The 21312-nt window shown below is 64.4% G+C and carries 17 protein-coding genes; 7 read left to right on the forward strand and 10 right to left on the reverse strand.

Features of this window, described 5'->3' with window-relative positions:
* Position 1 precedes the first annotated feature (1 nt).
* Together RPG13_RS05725 and RPG13_RS05730 are read left to right on the forward strand one after the other, a co-directional pair.
* Positions 2-1075, forward strand: a complete 1074-nt coding sequence (locus tag RPG13_RS05725) for an ABC transporter ATP-binding protein (RefSeq protein ID WP_337124554.1) — start codon at positions 2-4, stop codon at positions 1073-1075.
* Between the two features lie 34 nt (positions 1076-1109).
* Complete coding sequence (locus RPG13_RS05730; protein ID WP_337124555.1) at positions 1110-3146, forward strand: aldo/keto reductase; 2037 nt, start codon at positions 1110-1112, stop codon at positions 3144-3146.
* Between the two features lie 214 nt (positions 3147-3360).
* Here the strand turns inward: RPG13_RS05730 and RPG13_RS05735 are convergent, their stop codons facing one another.
* The 5 genes from RPG13_RS05735 to RPG13_RS05755 form a co-directional block, all read right to left on the reverse strand.
* Positions 3361-4803 (reverse strand): amidase, encoded by a 1443-nt coding sequence (locus RPG13_RS05735; protein ID WP_337124556.1) that lies wholly within the window; start codon positions 4801-4803, stop codon positions 3361-3363.
* A 235-nt stretch (positions 4804-5038) separates the two neighbouring features.
* Positions 5039-6130, reverse strand: a complete 1092-nt coding sequence (locus RPG13_RS05740; protein ID WP_292227630.1) for a Gfo/Idh/MocA family protein — start codon at positions 6128-6130, stop codon at positions 5039-5041.
* A gap of 350 nt (positions 6131-6480) precedes the next feature.
* Positions 6481-7647, reverse strand: coding sequence for an ABC transporter substrate-binding protein (locus RPG13_RS05745; protein WP_126104282.1), 1167 nt, complete (start codon positions 7645-7647; stop codon positions 6481-6483).
* A gap of 71 nt (positions 7648-7718) precedes the next feature.
* Positions 7719-8567: an ABC transporter permease gene (locus RPG13_RS05750; protein ID WP_292227635.1), complete on the reverse strand. Its 849-nt coding sequence runs from the start codon at positions 8565-8567 to the stop codon at positions 7719-7721.
* A complete protein-coding gene (locus RPG13_RS05755) occupies positions 8564-9391 on the reverse strand; it encodes an ABC transporter ATP-binding protein (RefSeq protein WP_095484804.1) in 828 nt (275 codons plus the stop codon). The genes RPG13_RS05750 and RPG13_RS05755 overlap by 4 nt, the downstream gene beginning before the upstream one ends.
* A 274-nt stretch (positions 9392-9665) precedes the next feature.
* Between RPG13_RS05755 and RPG13_RS05760 the strand changes: the two genes are divergently transcribed.
* Together RPG13_RS05760 and RPG13_RS05765 are read left to right on the forward strand one after the other, a co-directional pair.
* Positions 9666-10610 (forward strand): MurR/RpiR family transcriptional regulator, encoded by a 945-nt coding sequence (locus RPG13_RS05760; protein WP_337124557.1) that lies wholly within the window; start codon positions 9666-9668, stop codon positions 10608-10610.
* Positions 10611-10812: 202 nt separating this feature from the next.
* Entirely contained in the window at positions 10813-12600 is a 1788-nt protein-coding gene (locus RPG13_RS05765; protein ID WP_337124558.1) for an NAD(P)/FAD-dependent oxidoreductase, read from the forward strand.
* Positions 12601-12747: 147 nt separating this feature from the next.
* On the opposite strand, the gene RPG13_RS05770 is transcribed toward RPG13_RS05765, so the two are convergent.
* Positions 12748-13977 (reverse strand): amidohydrolase/deacetylase family metallohydrolase, encoded by a 1230-nt coding sequence (locus tag RPG13_RS05770; RefSeq protein WP_337124559.1) that lies wholly within the window; start codon positions 13975-13977, stop codon positions 12748-12750.
* 21 nt (positions 13978-13998) lie between these two features.
* Entirely contained in the window at positions 13999-14364 is a 366-nt protein-coding gene (locus RPG13_RS05775; protein ID WP_337124560.1) for a RidA family protein, read from the reverse strand.
* Positions 14365-14619: 255 nt separating this feature from the next.
* Between RPG13_RS05775 and RPG13_RS05780 the strand changes: the two genes are divergently transcribed.
* Together RPG13_RS05780 and RPG13_RS05785 are read left to right on the forward strand one after the other, a co-directional pair.
* Entirely contained in the window at positions 14620-15375 is a 756-nt protein-coding gene (locus RPG13_RS05780) for an SDR family NAD(P)-dependent oxidoreductase (protein ID WP_337124561.1), read from the forward strand.
* A gap of 72 nt (positions 15376-15447) precedes the next feature.
* Positions 15448-15933, forward strand: coding sequence for a hypothetical protein (locus RPG13_RS05785; RefSeq protein ID WP_292227651.1), 486 nt, complete (start codon positions 15448-15450; stop codon positions 15931-15933).
* Between the two features lie 245 nt (positions 15934-16178).
* Here RPG13_RS05785 and RPG13_RS05790 read toward each other — a convergent pair whose 3' ends face one another.
* Complete coding sequence (locus tag RPG13_RS05790; RefSeq protein ID WP_337124562.1) at positions 16179-16607, reverse strand: Lrp/AsnC family transcriptional regulator; 429 nt, start codon at positions 16605-16607, stop codon at positions 16179-16181.
* A 125-nt stretch (positions 16608-16732) separates the two neighbouring features.
* Here RPG13_RS05790 and RPG13_RS05795 point away from each other — a divergent pair, with 125 nt between their 5' ends.
* Positions 16733-17836, forward strand: coding sequence for a saccharopine dehydrogenase family protein (locus tag RPG13_RS05795; protein ID WP_128285145.1), 1104 nt, complete (start codon positions 16733-16735; stop codon positions 17834-17836).
* A 338-nt stretch (positions 17837-18174) separates the two neighbouring features.
* Here RPG13_RS05795 and lpdA read toward each other — a convergent pair whose 3' ends face one another.
* Both lpdA and RPG13_RS05805 read right to left on the reverse strand, forming a co-directional pair.
* Complete coding sequence (gene lpdA / locus RPG13_RS05800; RefSeq protein WP_337126983.1) at positions 18175-19572, reverse strand: dihydrolipoyl dehydrogenase; 1398 nt, start codon at positions 19570-19572, stop codon at positions 18175-18177.
* Positions 19573-19818: 246 nt separating this feature from the next.
* A complete protein-coding gene (locus RPG13_RS05805; protein WP_292672494.1) occupies positions 19819-21219 on the reverse strand; it encodes a dihydrolipoamide acetyltransferase family protein in 1401 nt (466 codons plus the stop codon).
* Positions 21220-21312 lie beyond the last annotated feature (93 nt).

Below are 21312 nucleotides of genomic sequence, written 5' to 3' on the forward strand. Positions count from 1 at the left end.
CATGGCAGCGGTCACACTCAAAAATGTCGTCAAGCGCTTCGGCGGCTTTCAGATCATTCACGGCGCTGACATCGACGTCAATGACGGCGAATTCGTCGTCTTTGTCGGCCCCTCCGGCTGCGGCAAGTCCACGCTGCTGAGGATGATCGCCGGGCTCGAGGACATCAGCGGCGGCGAGATCGCCATCGGCGGCAAGGTGGTGAACGACGTCGAGCCGGCCGATCGCGGCATCGCCATGGTGTTCCAGTCCTACGCGCTCTACCCGCATATGAGTGTCGAGCAGAATCTGAGCTTCGGGCTGAGGATGAACGGCAACCCGAAGGCCGACACCGAGCGGCGGGTGAAGCGGGCCTCCGAGATCCTGCGCATCGCCGAGCTGATGAAGCGCCGCCCGCGGCAATTGTCGGGCGGCCAGCGCCAACGCGTCGCCATCGGCCGCGCCATCGTGCGCGAGCCGCAAGTGTTCCTGTTCGACGAGCCGCTGAGCAACCTCGATGCCGAGCTCAGGGTGCAGATGCGGGTCGAGATCTCGCGCCTGCACAAGGAGCTCGGCGTCACCATGATCTATGTGACGCACGACCAGACCGAAGCGATGACGCTGGCCGACAGGATCGTGGTGCTGCGCGACGGCTATGTCGAGCAGATCGGCAGACCGCTCGATCTTTACAGTGACCCCGACAATCAGTTCGTCGCGGGCTTTGTCGGCTCGCCGAAGATGAACTTCATCAAAGCTCGGGTCCTGGGGCACAGCGCTTCCGGCGTGACGGTCGAATTGGCAGGCGGGACGCGTCTTACACAGCCGCTGAATGGCCCGGTGCCCGAACAGGGAAGCAAGGTAGTGGTGGGCGTTCGCCCAGAACATTTCGGTCATGCCGGAAAGGGCGACGCCGACCTTTCTGTGACCATCGACGTGGTCGAGCATCTGGGTGGCACGAGCTTTCTCTACACCCGTACTGCGGCTGGCGACGATATCGTCATCCAGCGCGACGCGGCCGAGGTGCCCGACGCCCCTGAGATCACCGTTTCCATCCGCAAATCTTACTTATTCGACGACAACGGACGGCGGCTGCGCTGACGGCCAGCTCGTCTCAAATCCCAGGAGAATGACAATGACTTCAATCGCGCCCATCCGCTGGGGCATTCTCGGGCCTGGCACCATCGCCAAGGCCTTTGCCGGCGGCGTGGCACATTCGCGCACTGGCACATTGGTTGCCATTGCCGCGCGCAATCCCGGCAAATCAGGCCTCGCTGAAAACTTCCCCGGCGCCCGCATCCTCGACGGCTACGAGGCTTTGCTCGCGGACCCGAACGTCGATGCGATCTACATTTCGACGCCGCATCCCAGCCACGCCGAATGGGCGATCAAGGCGGCCGAGGCCGGGAAGCATGTGCTTTGCGAAAAGCCGATGGGGCTGACCGCCTTCGAGGCCGATGCGATGATCCATGCGGCGCGCAAGGCCGGTACCTTTCTCGGCGAAGCCTTCATGTACCGGCTGCATCCGCAGACGGCAAAACTGGTCGAGCTGATCAGGTCCGGCGCGATCGGCGAGGTGCGCATGGTGAAGTCGAGCTTCGGCTTCGCCATGCCTGATTTCATGCCGGAGCACCGGCTCTACGCCAACGACCTCGCTGGCGGCGGCATTCTGGACGTCGGCGGCTACCCCGTTTCGATGGCGCGGCTGATTGCCGGGGCGGCGGTCGGAACGCCCTTCGCCGAGCCGGACAAGGTGGTCGGCGCTGCGCATCTCGGCCAGTCCGGCGTCGACGAATGGGCCTCGGCGCTCCTGCATTTTCCCAGTGGCATCGTCGCCGAAGTTTCCTGCGGCATTTCGCTGGCGCAGGACAATGTCCTGCGCATCGTCGGCACCAAGGGTCGCATCGAGGTCGCGGATTTCTGGTATGCGAGCGGCAGGGAAGGCGGCACCGGCGAAATCCGCATCATCCGGCCGGGCGGGGAGGTGGTGGTCGAGGTCAGGGAAGACCGCTGGCTCTACGCTTTCGAGGTCGACGCCGCCGGCGAGGCCATCCTGGCCGGGAAGCAGGAGTTTGCCTGGCCGGGCATGGGCTGGGCCGACAGTCTCGGCAATCTGCGCGTGCTCGACAAATGGCGCGCCGCGATTGGCCTCGAATACGAGATCGAGAAGCCCGAAAAACGCCTCAACACCATCTCCGGTCGGCGGCTGCGTTCCGGCGGCACCGCGATCCCGAAGCGCGAAATTCCGGGCCTGCCGCGGCCGGCCTCGTGCCTGGCGCTCGGCTTCGAGGATTTCCGCACGTTCTCCTCGGGCATGATCCTGCTCGATGCCTATTTCGAAGCCGGCGGCAACGTCTTCGACACCGCCTATATCTATGGCAGCGGCTACACCGAAACGCTGCTCGGCCAGTGGCTGACGAACCGCGGCGTGCGTGAGCAAGCGGTGGTCATCGGCAAGGGCGCGCACACCCCGCTCTGCTATCCCGATGTGATCGGCAAGCAGCTCACCCAGTCGCTCGACCGGCTGCAGACCGATCATGTCGATGTCTATTTCATGCACCGCGACGATCCGGACGTGCCGGTCGACGAATTCGTCGACGCAATGGACAGGGAGGTCAGGGCTGGCCGCATTCGCGGTCCGTTCGGCGGCTCGAACTGGACAAGGGAACGCATGGACGAGGCTATTGCCTATGCCGAGCGGACCGGTAAGCAAAAGCCTGGCGCGCTTTCGAACAATTTTTCGCTGGCCGAAATGCTGGTGCCGATCTGGCCAGGTTGCGTCACATCGTCGAGCGATGAATGGAAGGCCTGGCTGACCGCCCGGCAGATGCCGAACTTTGCCTGGTCGAGCCAAGGGCGGGGTTTCTTCACCGGCCGCGCCGGGCGCGACCAGCGTGATAATGAAGAGTTGGTTCGGGTCTGGTACTCGGAGAAGAATTTCGGCCGCCGCGACCGGGCGATCGAGCTCGCCAACAGACTGGGCAAGAGCCCGATCCATGTCGCGCTCGCCTATGTCCTGGCCCAGCCGTTCCCGTCCGTCCCGCTGATCGGACCGCGCACGCTCGACGAACTGGAGGACAGTCTGCAGGCGCTCGACATTGCGCTTTCGCCGGATGACCTTGCGTGGCTGGACGGCGGTTCGGATCGGCAGCGCGCGCGAGGCACGGGCTGACCTACCTCGCCTTCTCCCCTTGTGGGAGAAGGTGGATTGGCGCGCAGCGCCAAGACGGAAGAGGGATGCTGGACGGAGTGCCGTCGGTGCCAAGCTGGAGCACCCCTCATCCGTCGCCTTCGGCGACACCTTCTCCCACAAGGGGAGAAGGGGAGCCGCGCGAGGCGCAACGCCACGGCTCCCCGGAACAGGTGATGGCGAGGGCGAACGAGACCTACCCGCTCACCTTCGGCCGCCGATCCTTCCACGGCATCTCCCGTTCCAGCTGCGTGGAGACGGCGAGCACGGTCGCTTCGTCGCCGTAGCGGCCGACCAGCTGCACGCCGATCGGCACGCCGCCGGCTGACCAGCCAAGCGGCAGCGAGATCGCCGGCTGTCCGGAGATGTTGAAGGGGAAGGCGAAGACGGCGTCCGTCCACTTCGCATTGTAGCGGTCGATGTCCGGTTCCGACATGTCGTAATAGCCCAACGGCCTCGGCAGTTGCGTCAAGGTCGGGGTGATGAAGAGATCGTAGGGCGCGAGATCGCCGACGATGTCGCGGCCGATTTGCCGGATCGTCTCGACGTCGGAGATGTGGCGAATGCCGCTCGTTGCGCGGCCGCGCTCGATGATCGCCCAGGTTACCGGCTCGACGTCGCTTGGCGTCACCGGCCTGCCGATCACCGTTTCATGATAGCCGAAGGTTGCCGCCGTCTGCACGCAGGTCATGTTGGTGTAGGTTTTCCACACCGCATTGGCGTCGAGCGGCATGTCGTGCTCCTCGACATCGTGGCCGAGGCGCTCGAGCGCAGCCACCGTCGTCAGCACCGTGGCCTTGACCTCCGGGTCAGCAGGCGTGCCGTTTGGCGGCGTGACGGTGAAGCCGATGCGCAGCTTCGTTGGCGCGCGCGTCAAAAGGCTGAGCCAGGTGCCGTTCGGGACCGGCGGCGTATAGGGATCGCCCGGCAGCGCGCCGGCCACGGCATCGAGATAGGCTGCCGTGTCGCGCACCGTCCTGGAGCAGCACAGAAAATAGGCGCCGCCATACCAATAGTCGCCGAAGGGCGCCAGGCTGACGCGTCCGCGCGACGGTTTCAGGCCGACGATGCCGCAGCAGGAGGCCGGGATACGGATCGAGCCGGCGCCATCGCTGGCCTCGGCGATCGGCACCATGCGCGAGGCGATGGCTGCGGCCGCGCCGCCGCTCGAGCCGCCCGGCGTGATGCCGTGCTTCCAAGGGTTTTTCGTCGCGCCGTAAAGCTTGGGTTCTGTGCTGATCGACCAGCCATTCTCGGGCGCATTGGATTTGCCGACAAGCACCAGGCCCGCCGCCTTCATGCGGCGCACAACCTCGGTGTCGAAATCGGCGACGACATCTCTCAGGAAAGAACAGGAGTTGGTGTTGGGCGCTCCGGTCCAGGACGAGCCCAGTTCCTTGAGCAGGAATGGCACGCCGGCAAAGGGCGTGCTTCTTTCGACCGTCTCAGCCGAAGCCCGCGCCATCTCGTACAGGCGGTGGATCACCGCGTTCAGCGCCGGGTTGAGTCGCTCGATCATGGTGATCGCCGCCTCGACAAGCTCGGCCGGTGAGACTTCGCCGCGCTTCACCAGCTCGGCCAGATCCAGCGCGTCGGATTCGGCGTAGGTTTCCAGGAAGCTGTCGGTGATTTCGGCCATGTCTCTCTCCCTCGTTCTGCCGTGCCCGAACGGGCGCTCCTTCTTCCTTCTCCCCTTGTGGGAGAAGGTGGATTGGCGCGTAGCGCCAAGACGGTTGAGGGGTGCTGGACGGAGTGCAGTCGGTGCCAAGCTGGAACACCCCTCATCCGGCCGCGGAGCCTGTCCTCGGGCTTGCCGGAGGCAAGACCCGTGGGCGGCCACCTTCTCCCACAAGGGGAGAAGGCGGAGCTGGGCCTCAGGCCAGCTCGACGGTCCGCCCTTCCGCGATGCTCTGCTCGGCGGCAAGCACGATGCGCAGGCTGTTGACCGCGGCATCCATTTGCTCGGTCAGATCAAGATCCTCGCGGATGGCGCGCAGGAAGAATGCCTGCTCGCGGTCGCAAAGCTCCTGGTGGCCGGGTTCGTCCTCCATGCTGACGATCTCGTCCGGCTTGCTGAAATTCTTGTCGCCGTCGACCTGTGCGTAGTGGATCTTGAGCGCATCGGTCTTGGTGTGGCGATCGATGTCGGCGGAGTTCGATACCTCAGCCAGTTCGGCCGCACTGCTCGTCTGCTGGCCGGCGACTATGGAGACCGCGCCCTTGGGGCCGACCACATCCTTCACGAAATAGGCCGTCTCGCTCATCATCGGCCCCCAGCCCGCCTCGTACCAGCCGACCGAGCCGTCATCGAAAGTAACGTGCAGATGGCCGTAATTCTGCTTGGCGGCGTCGGCCCACAGTTTGGCGCCGATGCCGTGCACGCGGACCGGCTTGGCGCCGGTCAGCTGGCACATGACGTCGACATAGTGGACGCCGCAATCGACGATCGGGATCAGCGAATCGATCAGGTTCTTGTGCCAGTGCCAGGCGCTGCCGCTGCTCTGCTGGTTGAGGTTGAGCCGCATGACCAGCGGCTTGCCGAGCGTCTTGCCGACCTCGATGAACTTGATCCATGACGGGTGGACGCGCAGGATATAGCCGAGCACCAGCTTGCGGTTCTTCGCTCGCGCCGCGGCGACGACCTTTTCGGCATCCTCGATATTGGTGGCGAGCGGCTTTTCCATGAACACATGGCAACCGGCGGCAATCGCCTTCAGCGCATATTCGGCATGCGTGTTGGGCCAGCTGTTGATGGAAACGGCATCCGGCCTGGTCTCTTTCAGCGCCTGATCGAAATCCTCGTAGAGCGGATAGCCGGCTAATTCCGCCGGGATCTTTGTGTTGCTCTTGATCGTGCGGCTCATGATGCCGACGATCTCGAAGCCGTCCAGCCGGTGGTAGGCGCTGGCATGCGACGCGCCCATATTGCCCAGCCCAATCACCAGCACTTTCACCTTGTTGGTCATCTCAGCCTCCCAAATTCTTCGTTGAGTTGTGCGCGGCGATCGGTTGCCGCTCGTATGTCTATCTGGGACAATCACCTTAGGTCAGCACCGCCGCTCATTACCCGGCCCCTTCCTCTCCCCCGTCGATCGGGGGGGAGGTGTCGAGCGAAGCTCGACGGAGTGTGGGTCGACCTTCGCGCCCGCCTGAGGTTACTTGCTCGCCACATTGTGCCTGTCTTGCGGCGACGCGTTTGGCGAACGCCTTCCCCCACTCCGTCGCCGCTTCGCGGCGCCACCTCTCCCTCCTCCGGAGGGAGAGGAAAGGAGCCAAGGCAGGCCAAGGGCAGCGCCGACATAGACAATTGCAGCCTTTACTTGACCGCCGAGTCGAACAGATGCGCCTTGATGTTATCAACATCGAGCGCGGCAAAGCCCTCTGACAGCTTGTAGCCATCGGCATCGGCCTTGACCTTGGCCTTGTCGAAGCTGTTGGCGGGGCCGATCAGCTCGTTGGTGCAGACGTCCTCGGCTTTCACCGGGCTGGTGATCTGGCCGATCTTGTGGATCTCGTCGAAGAAGCCCTGCCAGCTCGCCATGTCGTGCGAGCCCCAGCCTTCGCGCTTGTCCATGTCGCCGCGGAAGACGTTGATCTGCTGCAGGATCGAGGTTGTACCGAGCTCCGGCCCAAGGTTCTTGGCCAGCGTCGGGAACTGCTCGAACACCGCTTCGACGGCGGCGCGTGGATTCTGGTAGCCGAACTCCAAACCCATCGCCCAGCCGCGCAAATACTTTTCCAGGAACGCCTTGCGGTCGGGGTCCTCGAGATCTGCTGCGCGCACAACGAAAGTGTTCGCCGGCAGCTTCGAATTCTGCACGCCGAGCCAGTATTCGAAGTCGAGGTTCTTGGCGATCCATTCGGCCCGCAGCCCTTCCCATGACAGGGCGGCGTCGCCCTGGCCGCCGGCAAGTGCGGTGCCCCAGGTCGGCCAGCCGGCCTCGACATATTTCACCTTCTTGATGTCGACGCCTTGCGCCGCCAGCAGCGGATCGGTGATCGACTGCCATGCGGCGGAGCCGAGCAGGATGGTCTTTCCTTCTAGCTGCTTCAGGTCGTTTGTTCCCTCGCCCTTGCGGAAGGCGAAGCTGAACGTGTCGCGCGCGCCCATGTGGAACACGGATTTGAGCTTCATGCCGTTCTGGATGGCGAAGGAGAAAACGCCGGGCGAGGGGAAGCCCATGTCGGCCTGGCCGACATCGACGAACTTCACCGTCGCGGTGCCGTCCGACGGACCCGGCTGCATGTCGGTTTCGAGGTCGCCGAAATAGCCAGCCTTCTTGGCCGCCCAATAGGGATAATCGTCCAGCACTTCGAGCGTGCCGCGCGGCGAGATCCACGTGAATTTTTCATAGGCCTCGGCCTTGGCCCTGAGGCTGGAAGCGCCGAGCGCAGTCGCCGTTACCAGGCCGGCACCGGTCACCTGCAGGAAATAACGGCGGCTGATCCTCGCACTATGGCTGATTGAACTTTCTTTGGTCATGGCATTCCCCTTTTTTGTTGATTTTCAGTCTCTTGCCGCCCGCCTCCCGGGACCTTTCGTCATTTCTGCGCTCACGCCTCCCAGCTCGCCCATTTCTTGCCGATCAGGAAGAACAGCACATAGATCAGGATGCCAAGCATCGAGAGGATCAGAACCACGGCGAAGAACTGCGGCATCTGGATCATCGACGAATAAGTGGTCAGCCGGTTGCCGAGGCCGAAGCCGCCGCCGACCATCTCGGCGCCGACCGCGGTCAAAAGCCCGAAGATCGCGCCGATCATCAGCCCGACCAGGATCATCGGCAGCGCCATCGGCGCCCGGATCTTCCAGAATATCTGCAAGGTGCTGGCGCCATAGGAACGCGCCAGCGCGATCTTGGCGCTATCGACGCGGCGAAAGCCGGTCGCCGCATTGATCATCACCATCGGGCCGGCGGCCAGCGCCACTGCGATGATGCGCGGTGTGTAGCCAAAACCGAAGCGCAGGATCAAAAGCGGCACCAGCGCCAGCATCGGCGTGGTGACCAAGAGCAAGATGTAAGGCGCCACGATCTTCTCGGCGAAGGGAAATTGCGTGATCACCGCAGCCATCACCAGGCCGATGATGGCGCCGATCGAGAAGCCGGAAATAAGCTCGACCAGCGTATAGCCGAGATGCGGCGCAATCAGCGGGAACTCGTCGAACAGCGCATAGGCGATCGCGCTTGGCGCCGGCATGATGTAGTGCGGCACATTGAAGAGCCGCAGCGCCAGCTCGATGCCGCCGATGATGATCACCGCAACGGCGATGATGGCCGCAACCTCGGCGCCCGACCTGATGCCGGGGCCGCTGGCGAAGGCCGAAAGATTGGTCAGGCTGACGTCGTGCCCGTCACCCGCCTTGGTCTTGGAAAATTCCGGGATAGTGTCGCCTCCGCTCACGGCCTGATCCTCACAATTTCGGCGGTGCCGCGCTCCCGCGCCTTCGGCCGCACGCGTTCGCCGACAATGTCCATCTTGATCGTGTTGGTGAGATCGAAGACCTCCTTCGTCGCCATGATCTCCAGCGAGCGCGGGCGTAGGAATGGCACGCGATATTCCTTGGCGACGCGCCCCGGCCGCGCGCTCAGCACCACCACCCTGTCGGAAAGGAAGATCGCCTCCTCGATGCTATGGGTGATGAAGACGATGGTGGTTTTGGTATCGAGCCAGATCTCCTCGACGAGACGGTTCATCTCCTCGCGCGTGAAACTGTCGAGCGCGCCGAAGGGCTCATCCATGAGCAGGACGGAGGGCTTCAGCGCCAGCGCCCGCACGATCGCCGCGCGCTGCTGCATGCCGCCCGAGAGCTCGCGCGGAAACTTTCCGCCGAAACCGTCTAGCCCGACGCGGTTGACGAGATGGGCGATCCAGGCGCGATCCGGTTTCTCGCCCTTGATCTCGAAGGGAAAATGGATGTTGGCGTCGAGATTGCGCCAGGGCAGCAGGTTCGCCTCCTGGAAGACGATGCCGATATCCGGATGCGGCCCGGTGATCTCTCTGCCGTCGAGCCGGATGGTCCCGCTGGACAGGCGATGCAGCCCGGACATCGACCACAAAAGTGTGGTCTTGCCGCAGCCGGAGGGGCCGACGATCGAGACGATCTCATTGGCGTGGACGTCGAGGCTGCAACGGTCCAGCGCCAAGAGGTCGCCGGAAGCCGTATGATAGATCTTGGTCGCGTCCTGCACGCCAAGCTTCGGGGTTTTTGCACTGCCCGCGTTCATGCGCCCCTCGGAGATTGCGCGATGATCCAGTGGGTCATACGGTCGCAGAAATCAGTCTGTAACTATCCTACTTTACTGTCAAGCGGCGACCGTCGCTATCGCTGGCAAGATCGCTAGGGCCAGCCATATCTGTTTGTTTAAATTACATTTTCTATTTCTTGAAAAGCTTGTTGCTTTCCTACATACTTCGGAAACACGTCGCGTGAAGCGGAGCAGGCAAGCGGTGCGCAAACATGGTAGAGGTCGAGTTCCACGAACGTCAGGGGAATGACTCATGACCGAAGCTGAAGGCCATGCACGACTGACTTCGGATGGCGAGCCGGATACACGCGACCATGTCAGGCGCATCCCCGACATCATCTCGCTGGTCAAGGACTCTTACAGTGAGCTGCGCCCGGCGGAGCGCCGCGTCGCCGACGTCGTGCTCGACGACGTCAGGTTCGCGGTCGACGCTTCCAATGCCGTGCTCGCCCAGCGCGCCGGGGTGAGCGAACCCACCGTGACCCGGTTCTGCCGCGCCATCGGCTGTGAAGGTGTGCGTGACTTCAAGCTGAAGCTGGCGCAGAGCCTCGTCGTCGGCGCGCTCTATCTGAGCAAGCCGCCGCCCGCGAGCGCCGACAATGGCATGCCGTTCTGGAATGCCGTGTTCGGCGAGGCACGCCGGGCGCTGCAGGAAGCCGAACGGCAGCTCGATCCGGCGCAGCTGGTGAAGGCGGCCGAGCTGATCGCCAAGGCACGCCAGGTCACAGTGTTCGGTCTCGGCGGCAGCTCCTCGGCGCTGGCGCAGGAAACCCAATACCGGCTGTTTCGCTACGGCATCACCGTCAGCGCCCAATGCGACCCCTATCTGATGCGGATGACCGCCTCGACCTTGAAGCCCAGCGATCTGGTGATCGCCATCTCGGCGACGGGACGCACGCGCGAAGTGATCGAGGCCGTCGAGCTCGCCAAGCATTACCGCGCCAACGCGATCGCCGTGACCGCGCCCGACACCGACCTTGCCCGCGCCTGCGACGTCAGGCTGACGGTCGCGGTGCCCGAATATCCCGACACGCTGAAGCCGACCGCCTCGCGGTTCGCCTTCCTGGCCGCGATCGACCTGATGGCGGTGGCGGCCGCCTACAAGCTCGACGGCTCGGCCCGCGAAACGGTCCGCCGCATCAAATACAACGCCCAGATCCACAGGACGGGCAAGGAGATGGAACCGCTCGGGGATTGAGGGGCCCTTTTTCCTTCTCCCCTTGTGGGAGAAGGTGGATTGGCGCGCAGCGCCAAGACGGAAGAGGGGTGCTGGACGGAGTGAGACGTTGGTGTTCCTCTGGAACACCCTTCATCCGTCGCCTTCGGCGACACCTTCTCCCACAACAAGGGGAGAAGGGAAGACCGGGCAGCGCCGACTTGAAAAGGTAGAAGGACAACAGATGCTCGACATGGCACCATCGAAACAGGCGGCCACCTGGCTTTCCTCCCTCGCCCGCGCGCTCGAGGCAGGCGACGCCGAGGCCGCGACCAACCTGTTCGTCGAGGACTGCTACTGGCGCGACCTGCTGACCTTCACCTGGAACATCAAGACGATGGAAGGCCGCGCGACGATCCGCGACATGCTGGAAACCACGCTGGCGACGGCACAGCCGACTGCCTGGCAGCTCAGTGGCGAAGCAAGCTCGGACGAAGGCATCGTCGAGGCCTGGTTCACCTTCGAGACGTCATCGGCGTGGGGCCAAGGTATCCTGCGCCTGCAGGACGGTCGGTGCCGGACGCTGTTCACGGCGATGACCGACCTCAAGGGGTATGAGGAGCGCAAGGGACCGGCGCGGCCGCTGGGTGTCCGCCACAAGGCCGATCCAGACCGAGAGACCTGGTCGGAGGCGAGAGCGCGCGAGACGCGTGAACTCGGCGCCGGCCAGCAGCCTTATTGCCTGGTCATTGGCGGCGGCCAGGGCGGCATTATGCTGGGTGCGCGGCTCAGGCAAATGGGCGTGCCGGCCATCATCATCGAGAAGAATGCTCAAGCCGGCGATTCCTGGCGCAACCGCTATCGCTCGCTCGTGCTGCACGACCCGGTCTGGTACGACCATCTGCCCTACATCCCGTTTCCGGAGAACTGGCCGGTGTTCACGCCTAAGGACAAGATGGGCGACTGGCTGGAAATGTATACGCGCGTCATGGAGCTCAACTATTGGACCTCCACGAGATGTGTCGGCGCGTCCTATGACGAAGTCGCAAAAATCTGGACGGTCGAGGTCGATCGCGCCGGCGAGCGCATCACGCTGAAGCCGAGGCATATCGTCTTCGCGACCGGCGCCTATGGTCCGCCGAGGCAGATCGACCTGCCCGGCGCCGAGGCGTTCCAGGGCGAGATCCTGCACTCCAGCCAGTATTCCAGCGGCGAGAAATTCCGCGGCAAACGCGTCGCGGTCATCGGCGCGGCAAGCTCGGGGCACGACGTCAGCGTCGACCTTTGGGAAAGCGGCGCTGAGGTGACCATGATCCAGCGCTCGCCGACGACGGTGGTCAAGTCCGACACGCTGATGGAAGTCGGCTTCGAGATCTTTTCGGAAAAAGCGCTGGCGCGCGGCATCACCACCGAGAAGGCCGACATGATCGTCGCCTCGACGCCCTTCGCGCTGCTGCCGCAAAGCCAGCGGGCGCTCTACGACATCATCAAGGCCCGCGACGCGGCATTCTACGACCGCTTGCGCGGCGCTGGCTTCGCCATCGATTTCGGTGACGACGAGACCGGACTGCTGATGAAGGCCTACCGCACCGGCTCGGGCTACTACATCGACGTCGGCGCTTCGGATCTGATCATCAACGGCGAGATCGGCGTCCGCAGCGGCGTCGGAATCAAGTCGCTGACGCCGACAGGGATACTCTTCGACGACGGCACCGAGCTTGCGGCCGACGTGGTCATCTCCTGCACCGGCTATCAGTCGATGAACGAGACGGTGGCGGCGATCGTCTCGCGTGAGGTCGCCGACAAGGTCGGCCCGTGCTGGGGGATTGGCTCGGGCGTGAGAGGCGACCCCGGACCATGGCAAGGCGAATTGCGCAACATGTGGAAGCCGACCGCGCAGGAGGCGCTATGGTTCCACGGCAGCAACCTGGCGCTGTCGCGTTTTTACTCGAAATTCGTGGCGCTGCAGATCAAGGCGAGGATGGAAGGCATTGCCACGCCGGTTTATGGGGCGCCGGGGGTGAAGCCGTAATCTCCCTCCTTGAGGGGGAGATGGCCGGCAGGCCAGAGGGGGTCGCCGCGCGTCGAGCGCCAACTTCCATCCGTTGCAGGAAGGCGAGCCCGGTCGAACCGACCCCCTCTGTCGCCTTCGGCGACATCTCCCCCTCGAGGGGGGAGATCACCCACGCCCGAAATGCCTAGCCACGACATCGACATGCGTCTCATGCGCATGCGCTTCGAAGCGCTCGGTATCGCCGAGATCGCCTGCCGCCTCGTTCGGCCACCAGGTGCCGCCGATCACGACACCGTCCGAGATCAGCCTTTGCTCGGCGACCAGCGAGGCGCCGACCGCATCGACAAAGGTGAAACTGCCCGGGCGCAGCCGCAGCACCGCGATATCGCCGACCGCGCCGACCATAAGCGCGCCAAGATCGGGCCTTGCGATGGCCTCGGCCGGCCGCTGTGTCGCCGCGCGCAGCACCTCGACAAGCGGCATGCCGAGCGCCAGCAGTTTCGACATGCACACCAGGATGTCGAAGGCCGGCCCGTCGACGCAGTAGAGATGCACGTCGCTGCTGATCACGTCAGGCGCCAGCCCCTCGCTGAGCATCGCCTTGGCAACCTCGAAATCGAACGAGCCCATGCCGTGGCCGATGTCGAAGATGACGCCGCGCTCGCGCGCCAGCCGCATGTCGGGCCGCACCGCGCCGGAGGCGAAGATCGGCGCGTTGGGAAACGGCCGGAAGCAGTGGGTGAGAATGTCGCCCCTGCGCAGCCGCGGCAGCACTTCCGAGCGGCCGGGCGGCGGCTCGTCGATATGCGCCATCAGCGGCAGGCCGACCTGGTCGGCGGCCTCGAGCGCCAGATCGACCGGAGCAATGCCGCTGGTGCCGCCGGCATGGCGGCCCGAGCGGACTTTCACGCCGACAACCACGTCTGCGTGCTCGCGCACCGCCGCCACCGTCTCGCGCGGCTCGCAGAGCCTGAGGTCGCTGCATTCGCCGACCGAAACGGTCTGCGAGAAGCCGAAAATGCCGGCAAAGGAAATGTTGACATAGGCCAGGATGCGGACTTTCGAGCGCTCGATGACGTGACGGCGAAAGCCGAGGAAGTTGCCGGCGCCGGCACTTCCCGCGTCGATGAACGTGGTGGTGCCGCTCTTGGCGGCGAGACGGTCGGCGTCGACGCCGAGCGAGGTGCCGCCCCAATAGACGTGGCTGTGCAGGTCGATGAGGCCGGGCGCAACGATGGAGCCCGTCGCATCGATGACGCGCGCGGCACGCTCGAACGGAATGTCGGCATCGATCGCGGCGATGCGGCCATCGGCAATGGCCAGATCGCGTTGCGCGTCGAGGCCGGACGCCGGGTCGATGACGCGGCCGCCCTTCAGGAGGAGATCAAATTGCATCGGCGTCCGCCTCCGTTCCGTCTAGACCGGCCTGTAGGCGACGGCCTCGACCTCGATCTTGATGTCGATCATCAGCCGCGATTCGACGGTGGTGCGCGCCGGCGGATCCTTTGGGAAATGCTTGGCGTAGACGGCGTTGAAGGCGCCGAAGTCGCTGGCGTTCTCGAGCCATACCGTCGTCTTGACCACGTCGTCCATGGTGCAGCCGGCCAGCGCCAGCGCTGCCTTGACATTCAAAAGCACCTGCTCGGTCTGCTCGGCGATGCCGCCCTTGACCACCACGCCGTCGCTACCGACCGGCACCTGGCCGGAGACATAGACCGTATCGCCGGCCCGGACCGCCGGCGACAGCGGCACATGGGATGTTCCAAAGCACTGTTTGGGCACGGAAAAGTCTCCTGTTCAAACATTGGCGGCAATCGCCGCAGAGTCCGCGCGGGGTCTTTCGCTGCGCCGGTTTGCCCGTTTCCCGCCGGAAGGTCTACGCCTGTCCGAGCGATTCTCATACAGGCTGTGTTGGAAAGCAACATTTTTTGGAATTCATGTTGCTTTATTACAAGAGCATCAGCATCCTGCTCGATCAGCGATTGCTTCGATGCATCCGGCAGGCGAGGATTGGGCGAAGGAAAAGCGAGGAGCCGCATGATCGATTTCGGTGGTCGCAGCGTGGTCGTGACAGGGGCCGCCGGCGGCGTCGGCAGCGCCCTGGTCGCCGTCCTGTCCGCCTGCGCGGCAAGGGTGGTCGCCTGCGATCGCGAGGGCACCGACTTGACCGGCGCCGGAATAGAAGCGCATCATTTCGACCTGCTCGATGACGCCGCCGTCGCGGCGTTTGCCAAGCGTGTCGGTGAGAGGGCGGCCCCAATGGCGGTCATCTCGAACGCCGGCTGGACGCGGGCGGAAACGCTCGCCGATGTCTCGACGGCCGCCCTCGATCACGAAATGGATCTGAATTTTCGCAGCGCCGCACTGCTGTCGCAGGCACTGCTTCCCGTCATGCGCAACCAGCCGCAAGGCGCCGCCTTCGTGTTCATCTCCTCGGTCAACGCGCAAGCCCATTTCGGCAATCCCGCCTATGCCGCCGCCAAGGCAGCACTCAACGCCTGGATGCGCGCCATCGCCACCGAGGAAGGCCGCAACGGCATCCGCGCCAACGCCGTCATTCCCGGCTCGATCCGGACCGGGGCCTGGGAGCATCGCCTTGCGCACAAGCCGGAGATCCTCGCCGCCGTCGGCAAGCTCTATCCGCTAGGAAGACTGGTCGAGCCGGTCGAGGTCGCCCGCGCCGCGGTGTTCCTGGCGTCGCCCTTTGCCAGCGGCATCACCGGCACGACCCTGAATGTCGATGCCGGCCTGATGGCAAGCAATCTGCCGTTTCTGGACCAGATCGGCGACTGATCGGATCAAGTCGAGCCTTCAATCGAGCGAAGCATCGCAACACCCAAAACATCGCAACATAGGGGAGCAGAAGTGACCTTCGACAAGAATCCGTTTCCGCCCGGCGACGCCGACCGCCATGCGCTCTGGGAGATGCTGGTGCGGCGCGACATCGACGCCTTCCTCGGCCAGGACTGGACGATGGTCGAGGATGATTTCGTGGCCTCGAGCTTCTTCGGCATGCACGCCCATTTCCTCAGCGATGCGGATGCCTGGCGGCTGCAATTCCCGACGCTTCGCAGCTACCGCGACGAGTGGCTGCGCCAAGCCAAGGAAACCGCGGCGACCAAATTCGCCGAACCGTTGCGCGAGGCGCTGTTTCGCATCACCAACATGCGCGACATCGATGTCGACGGCGACCGCGCCGTGCTGCACAAGAAGTTCAACGGCTCGGTCGCCAAACCCGATGGCAGCGCCGAGAAGCTGAAATGGCAGACCCTCTATTTTTGCACCAAGGTTGAGGGTCGCTGGAAAATATCGGGCTTCGTCGGCTACATGCCGCACCCGCTCGGCGGCTAGAAGCCGGCCATCACGACGATGCCGGAAACCTTTTGATGCCAGCGGGACAGCGCCCCCCTCTGTCCTGCCGGACATCTCCCCCACATGGGGGGAGATCGGCCGTCATCCCGGCTTTCGCCAATCTCCATCGTTGCAGAAGTGAGCGGGGCGCTGAAGCTGCCAATCTCCCCCCTCGTGGGGGAGATGCCCGGCAGGGCAGAGGGGGGCGCGAAGGATCGCTACAGAACGGCTTTACTTCTGCCCGCTCAGCGGTCGATCCGCGTCGACAGGATGATCGAGGACGACGTCCGCTCGACCCCGTCCATCGCGCCGATCTGGTCGAGAAGCGTGTCGAGATCCTTGATCGACGGCGCGTCGACGATGACGATCATGTCGAAATTGCCGCTTACAGAATGCAGTGTCCGCACCGGTGGCAGCGCCTGCAGGCTGCGCACCACCTTGTCGGCAAGCTTGGGCGTGACGGTGAGCAGGACATGCGCCCGCACCAGTCCCTGTTCGTAATCGGGTGAAAGCCTGACGCCATAGCCGGTGATGATGCCGCGCTGCTCCAGCCGCTCGATCCGGCTTTGCACGGTTGTCCGCGACACGCCGAGCTGCCGCGCCAACTCGGCCGTCGAGGCGCGCGCATTCGCCCGCAGCAGGGAGAGCAGGGCCTGTTCGGCGTTGCTAAGCACTTTCGACGAACCTTATCGGCATATTAATCAAGAAGCCACTTCGTTTCGAACAATTCCACGCTTCCTTTCGACAGGCAAGCTGCGATTCTGTGCGTCGCAATCAATGTTCGGGCGAGGGAACTGTCATGAAGAAAATCATTGTTGTCGGCGCCGGCAAGATCGGCTCGACCATCGCCGAGATGCTGGCTTCAACCGGCGACTATCACGTCACCCTCGTCGACCGCTCGGCGGCGCAGCTTAGCGCGGCCGAACTGCCTGCCACGGTCGAGACGCTGGAGCTCGACATCGAAGCATCAGGCACGCTCGAAGCGGCCATGGCCGGCAAGTTCGCGGTGCTCAGTGCTGCACCCTTCCACCTGACCACGCGCATCGCCGAAGCGGCGGCCAGTGCCGGCGTCCACTATCTCGACCTGACCGAGGACGTCGTCGCGACCCGACGCGTCAAGGAGCTGGCGCGCTCGGCCAACAGCGCTTTCATCCCACAATGCGGGCTGGCGCCGGGCTTCATCTCGATTGTCGCCAATGATCTCGCCAGCCGCTTCGACACGCTGGAAAGCGTGCGCATGCGGGTCGGCGCGCTGCCGCAATACCCCTCGAATGCGCTGAACTACAATCTGACCTGGAGCACGGACGGCGTCATCAATGAATATTGCGAGCCTTGCGAGGCGATCGTCGAAGGCGAGTTGATCGAGGTGCCGCCGCTGGAGGAGCGCGAGGAATTCTCGCTCGACGGCGTCACATACGAGGCGTTCAACACGTCGGGTGGGCTCGGCACGCTGGCCGAGACGCTGAAGGGCAAGGTGCGCACACTGAACTATCGCACCATCCGCTATCCCGGCCACGCCGCGATCATGAAGGCGCTGCTCAACGACCTCGGCCTGCGCCACCGCCGCGACGTGCTGAAGGACATTTTTGAGAGCGCCCTGCCGGCGACGCTGCAGGACGTGGTCATCGTCTTCGTCACCGTCAGCGGCCGCAAGAACGGCCGCCTGCTCCAGGAGACCTACGCCAACAAGATCTACGCCAAGCGCGTCGGCGAAATAGTGCGCAGCGCCATCCAGATCACCACGGCCTCCGCCATCTGCGCCGTGCTCGACATGCTGGCCGACGGCACCTTGCCGGCGAAGGGCTTCATCAAGCAGGAGGACATCGCGCTCGACGCCTTCCTCGCTAACCGTTTTGGGCACGCCTACGCACAGCACGAGATGGTTAGCCGGCTGGCGGGGTGAGGTGCCACCTCTGTGGAGAAGGATGGGAGCCGGAAGGAATAAGTTCGCGCCATTCCTCTCCCCCGTCGACCGGGGGAGAGGTGTCGAGCGAAGCTCGACGGAGTGGGGGGTCGACCTGGCTCGGGCGCCGTTATTTCAGATCGGGGCGATGCCTCGCCCTAATTGAGCCCATGTCGTGAGTTGTCAGCGGCGGCGCATTTGAGGACCGGCTTCCCCCACTCCGTCGCTGCTTCGCAGCGCCACCTCTCCCCCCTCCGGAGGGAGAGGAAAGGCGCCTGGCGACGTAGGTTCGCGCCGTTCCTCCCCTTGTGTCCAACAAGAGGGAAGGGTGAAGCACCTCAAATATGCAGCGCATGCCCCATCGCCTTCAGCGCCGCTTCTTGAAAACCCTCGCCTTGTGTCGGATGGGCATGGATGGTGCCGGCGATGTCTTCCAGCCGCGCGCCCATTTCCAGCGCCAGGCCGAAGGCCGTCGACAGTTCCGACACGCCTTGGCCGACCGCCTGGATGCCGAGCACAAGATGGTTGTCCGCCCGGGCAACGACCCGGACGAACCCCTCCTCACCCATCTTCGTCATGGCGCGGCCATTGGCGGCGAACGGAAACAGCCCGACCTTGATCTCGCCGCCGAGCCCCTTGGCCTCGTCCGGCGACAGGCCTGCGGTGACCAGCTCCGGATCGGTGAAGCAGATGGCGGGAATGCAGCGCTTGTCCCAGCTGCGCTTGTGGCCGGCGACGATCTCGGCGACCATTTCGCCTTGCGCCATCGCCCGATGCGCCAGCATCGGCTCGCCAGTGACGTCGCCAATGGCAAAGATACCGCGCATCGAGGTGCGGCACTGGTCGTCGATGCGGATGAATTTCCCCGCCATGTCGAGGTCGATCTGGTCCAGCCCCCAGTCTTCGATCACCGGCTTGCGCCCGACGGTGACCAGGATCCTGTCGGCAGCGATCTTGGCATTCTTGCCGTCCTTCGTCTCGACCAGCAGCGCATCGCCCTTAGTCGACAGCCCCTTGGCCTTGGCGCCCACCAGCACCTCGATACCGAGCTCGGTGAGCCGCTTCACGACCGGCCGCGTCAGCTCTGCATCATACAGCGCCAGCACGCGCGGCAAAGCCTCGACCACGGTCACCCTGGCGCCCATCTTGGCGAAGGCATTGCCGAGCTCGAGCCCGATATAGCCGCCACCGACCACGGCAAGCCTTTCCGGCACTTCGCTCAGCCCAAGCGCTTCGGTCGACGAGATCACCGGCCCACCAAACGGCAGCGACGGCAGCTCGACCGGCGCCGAGCCTGTCGCGATCACCACCGTCTCGGCGCGGACCACCTGCATCCCGGTCTCGGTCTGGACCTCGACGGTCTTGCCGTCGCGGAATTTCGCCCAGCCGTGCACGGTCTTGACCCCGGCCTTCTTGAGCAGGCTGGCAACGCCACTATTCAGTCGGCTAACAATACCGTCCTTCCAGGCGATGGTGGCTTCGAGATCAATGGATGGTGCTGCGATTGAAATGCCGAGCGGGCTCTTGCCGCCGGCCATGTGGGAGATCTTCTCGAACTCCTCGGCCGCATGGATCAGCGCCTTGGACGGAATGCAGCCGACATTGAGACAAGTGCCGCCCGGTTTGCCGAACTCGACGATCACCGTGTCGATGCCGAGCTGGCCGGCGCGGATGGCGCAGACATAGCCGCCAGGCCCGGCACCGATGACGAGCAGCTTGCAGGAGATTTCTTTCATCATGGCACCTTGGTTCGTCGAGCCGGCGGGACAGCGCCCCCCTCTGCCCTGCCGGGCATCTCCCCCTCAAGGGGGGAGATTGGCAGCTTTGGCGCTCCGCTTAGTCTTGTAACGCTGGAGATTGTCGAAAGTCGGGATGAGAGCCGATCTCCCCCCTTGAGGGGGAGATGTCCGGCAGGACAGAGGGGGGCGCGAAGGATCGCTACCGCTCTCATTCTGCGCCACTGCGATCCTCTGTTCATGGCCCTACTCCACGAAAATCAGCGCCGGGGTCTCCAGCAGCGTCTTGATCCGTTGAATAAACACCGCGGCGTCCCAGCCGTCGATCACTCGGTGGTCGAAGCTGGAGGACAGGTTCATCATCTTGCGCGGGATGAACTGAGTGCCATCCCACACCGGTCGCACCATCATCTTGTTGACGCCGATGATCGCCACTTCCGGGTGATTGATCACCGGCGTCGTCGCGACGCCGCCCATGGCGCCAAGCGAGGTGATGGTGATGGTCGAGCCCGACAGCTCGTCGCGGCTCGCCGTGCCGGATTTTGCCGCCTCGGCCAGCCTGACAACCTCGGCGGCGCAATCCCAGATGTCGCGCGCCTCGGCGTGCTTGACCACCGGCACCACCAGCCCCGAAGGCGTCTGCGCGGCGATGCCGATATGGACGCCGCCATGCTGGTGGATGATGCCGGCCTCGTCGTCGAACAGCGCGTTGAGGTTGGGCTGGTCGGCAATCGCCCTGACCATCGCCCGCATCAGGAACGGCAGCAGCGTCAGCTTCGGCCGTTCCGCGCCGCCGCGCTTCTCCTTGTTGAGCGCGGCGCGCAGATCCTCGAGCGCGGTGACGTCGATCTCCTCGACATAGGTGATGTGCGGGATGCGCGACTTGGCCAGCGCCATTTTCTCGGCGATCTTGCGCCTGAGCCCGATGATCTTGATGTCCTCGACCGCCTCGTTGCGGGCGAGGCCGGAGACTTTCGCGAGCTGCGGTCCACGCGCCAGAAACGCCTCGATGTCCTCATGCTGGATGCGGCCGGCCGGGCCCGTTCCCGCGACCTGCCGAAGATCGACGCCGGCCTCTTTCGCTCTCAGGCGGATAGCGGGCGACGCCAGCGGCTTTTCACCTTCGGGGCGCGGCGCGCTGACGGGCGCAGTACCCCCACCCCTAACCCCTCCCCACAAGGGGGAGGGGGATTCCGTCGCCGGTGCACCATGCACTGAAACTTTTCCGGATGAACCCAGGGCTGGTTTGACGTCGGCCTCGGGAGCCGAAGCGCGTCCCCCTCCCCCTTGTGGGGGTCCGAAGGACGGGCGAGACCCGTGGCTCGCCCCGGCAAGGCTAGGGGTGGGGGTACTCTTGGCGCCCGCCTCGCCTCCTGACTCCGCACCTGCCTTCACATTACCCTCTCCCGCCACTTTCAACCTGACGATGGGCGAGCCGATCGCCACCGTGTCGCCAATCTCGGCGCCAAGCCACAGGATTTCGCCATCGACGGGCGACGGAATCTCGACCGTCGCCTTGTCGGTCATCACAGCGGCAAGCACCGCGTCCTCGCGCACGAGATCGCCGACCTTGACCTGCCATTCGACGAGCTCGGCCTCGGCGACGCCTTCGCCGACATCGGGCAGCTTGATCACATATTCGCCCATCGTCAGGCCTCCCCTACCGAGGCGTTTGCGCTGCCCCTCACCCCTGCCCATTCCGGGGCGAGCCGCTTGTCTCGCCCGTCCTTGGGACCCCCG

Source organism: Mesorhizobium sp. ISC15 (genome assembly GCF_037162615.1).
GTDB lineage: Bacteria > Pseudomonadota > Alphaproteobacteria > Rhizobiales > Rhizobiaceae > Mesorhizobium > Mesorhizobium mediterraneum.

What these genes read in the sequence shown, in the direction of transcription:
- RPG13_RS05725 (WP_337124554.1), top strand. Translation starts at nt 2, where the DNA reads ATGGCAGCGGTCACACTCAAAAATGTCGTCAAGCGCTTCGGCGGCTTT.
- RPG13_RS05730 (WP_337124555.1), top strand. Translation starts at nt 1,110, where the DNA reads ATGACTTCAATCGCGCCCATCCGCTGGGGCATTCTCGGGCCTGGCACC.
- RPG13_RS05735 (WP_337124556.1), bottom strand. Translation starts at nt 4,803, where the DNA reads ATGGCCGAAATCACCGACAGCTTCCTGGAAACCTACGCCGAATCCGAC.
- RPG13_RS05740 (WP_292227630.1), bottom strand. Translation starts at nt 6,130, where the DNA reads ATGACCAACAAGGTGAAAGTGCTGGTGATTGGGCTGGGCAATATGGGC.
- RPG13_RS05745 (WP_126104282.1), bottom strand. Translation starts at nt 7,647, where the DNA reads ATGACCAAAGAAAGTTCAATCAGCCATAGTGCGAGGATCAGCCGCCGT.
- RPG13_RS05755 (WP_095484804.1), bottom strand. Translation starts at nt 9,391, where the DNA reads ATGAACGCGGGCAGTGCAAAAACCCCGAAGCTTGGCGTGCAGGACGCG.
- RPG13_RS05760 (WP_337124557.1), top strand. Translation starts at nt 9,666, where the DNA reads ATGACCGAAGCTGAAGGCCATGCACGACTGACTTCGGATGGCGAGCCG.
- RPG13_RS05765 (WP_337124558.1), top strand. Translation starts at nt 10,813, where the DNA reads ATGCTCGACATGGCACCATCGAAACAGGCGGCCACCTGGCTTTCCTCC.
- RPG13_RS05770 (WP_337124559.1), bottom strand. Translation starts at nt 13,977, where the DNA reads ATGCAATTTGATCTCCTCCTGAAGGGCGGCCGCGTCATCGACCCGGCG.
- RPG13_RS05780 (WP_337124561.1), top strand. Translation starts at nt 14,620, where the DNA reads ATGATCGATTTCGGTGGTCGCAGCGTGGTCGTGACAGGGGCCGCCGGC.
- RPG13_RS05795 (WP_128285145.1), top strand. Translation starts at nt 16,733, where the DNA reads ATGAAGAAAATCATTGTTGTCGGCGCCGGCAAGATCGGCTCGACCATC.
- lpdA (WP_337126983.1), bottom strand. Translation starts at nt 19,572, where the DNA reads ATGAAAGAAATCTCCTGCAAGCTGCTCGTCATCGGTGCCGGGCCTGGC.
- RPG13_RS05805 (WP_292672494.1), bottom strand. Translation starts at nt 21,219, where the DNA reads ATGGGCGAATATGTGATCAAGCTGCCCGATGTCGGCGAAGGCGTCGCC.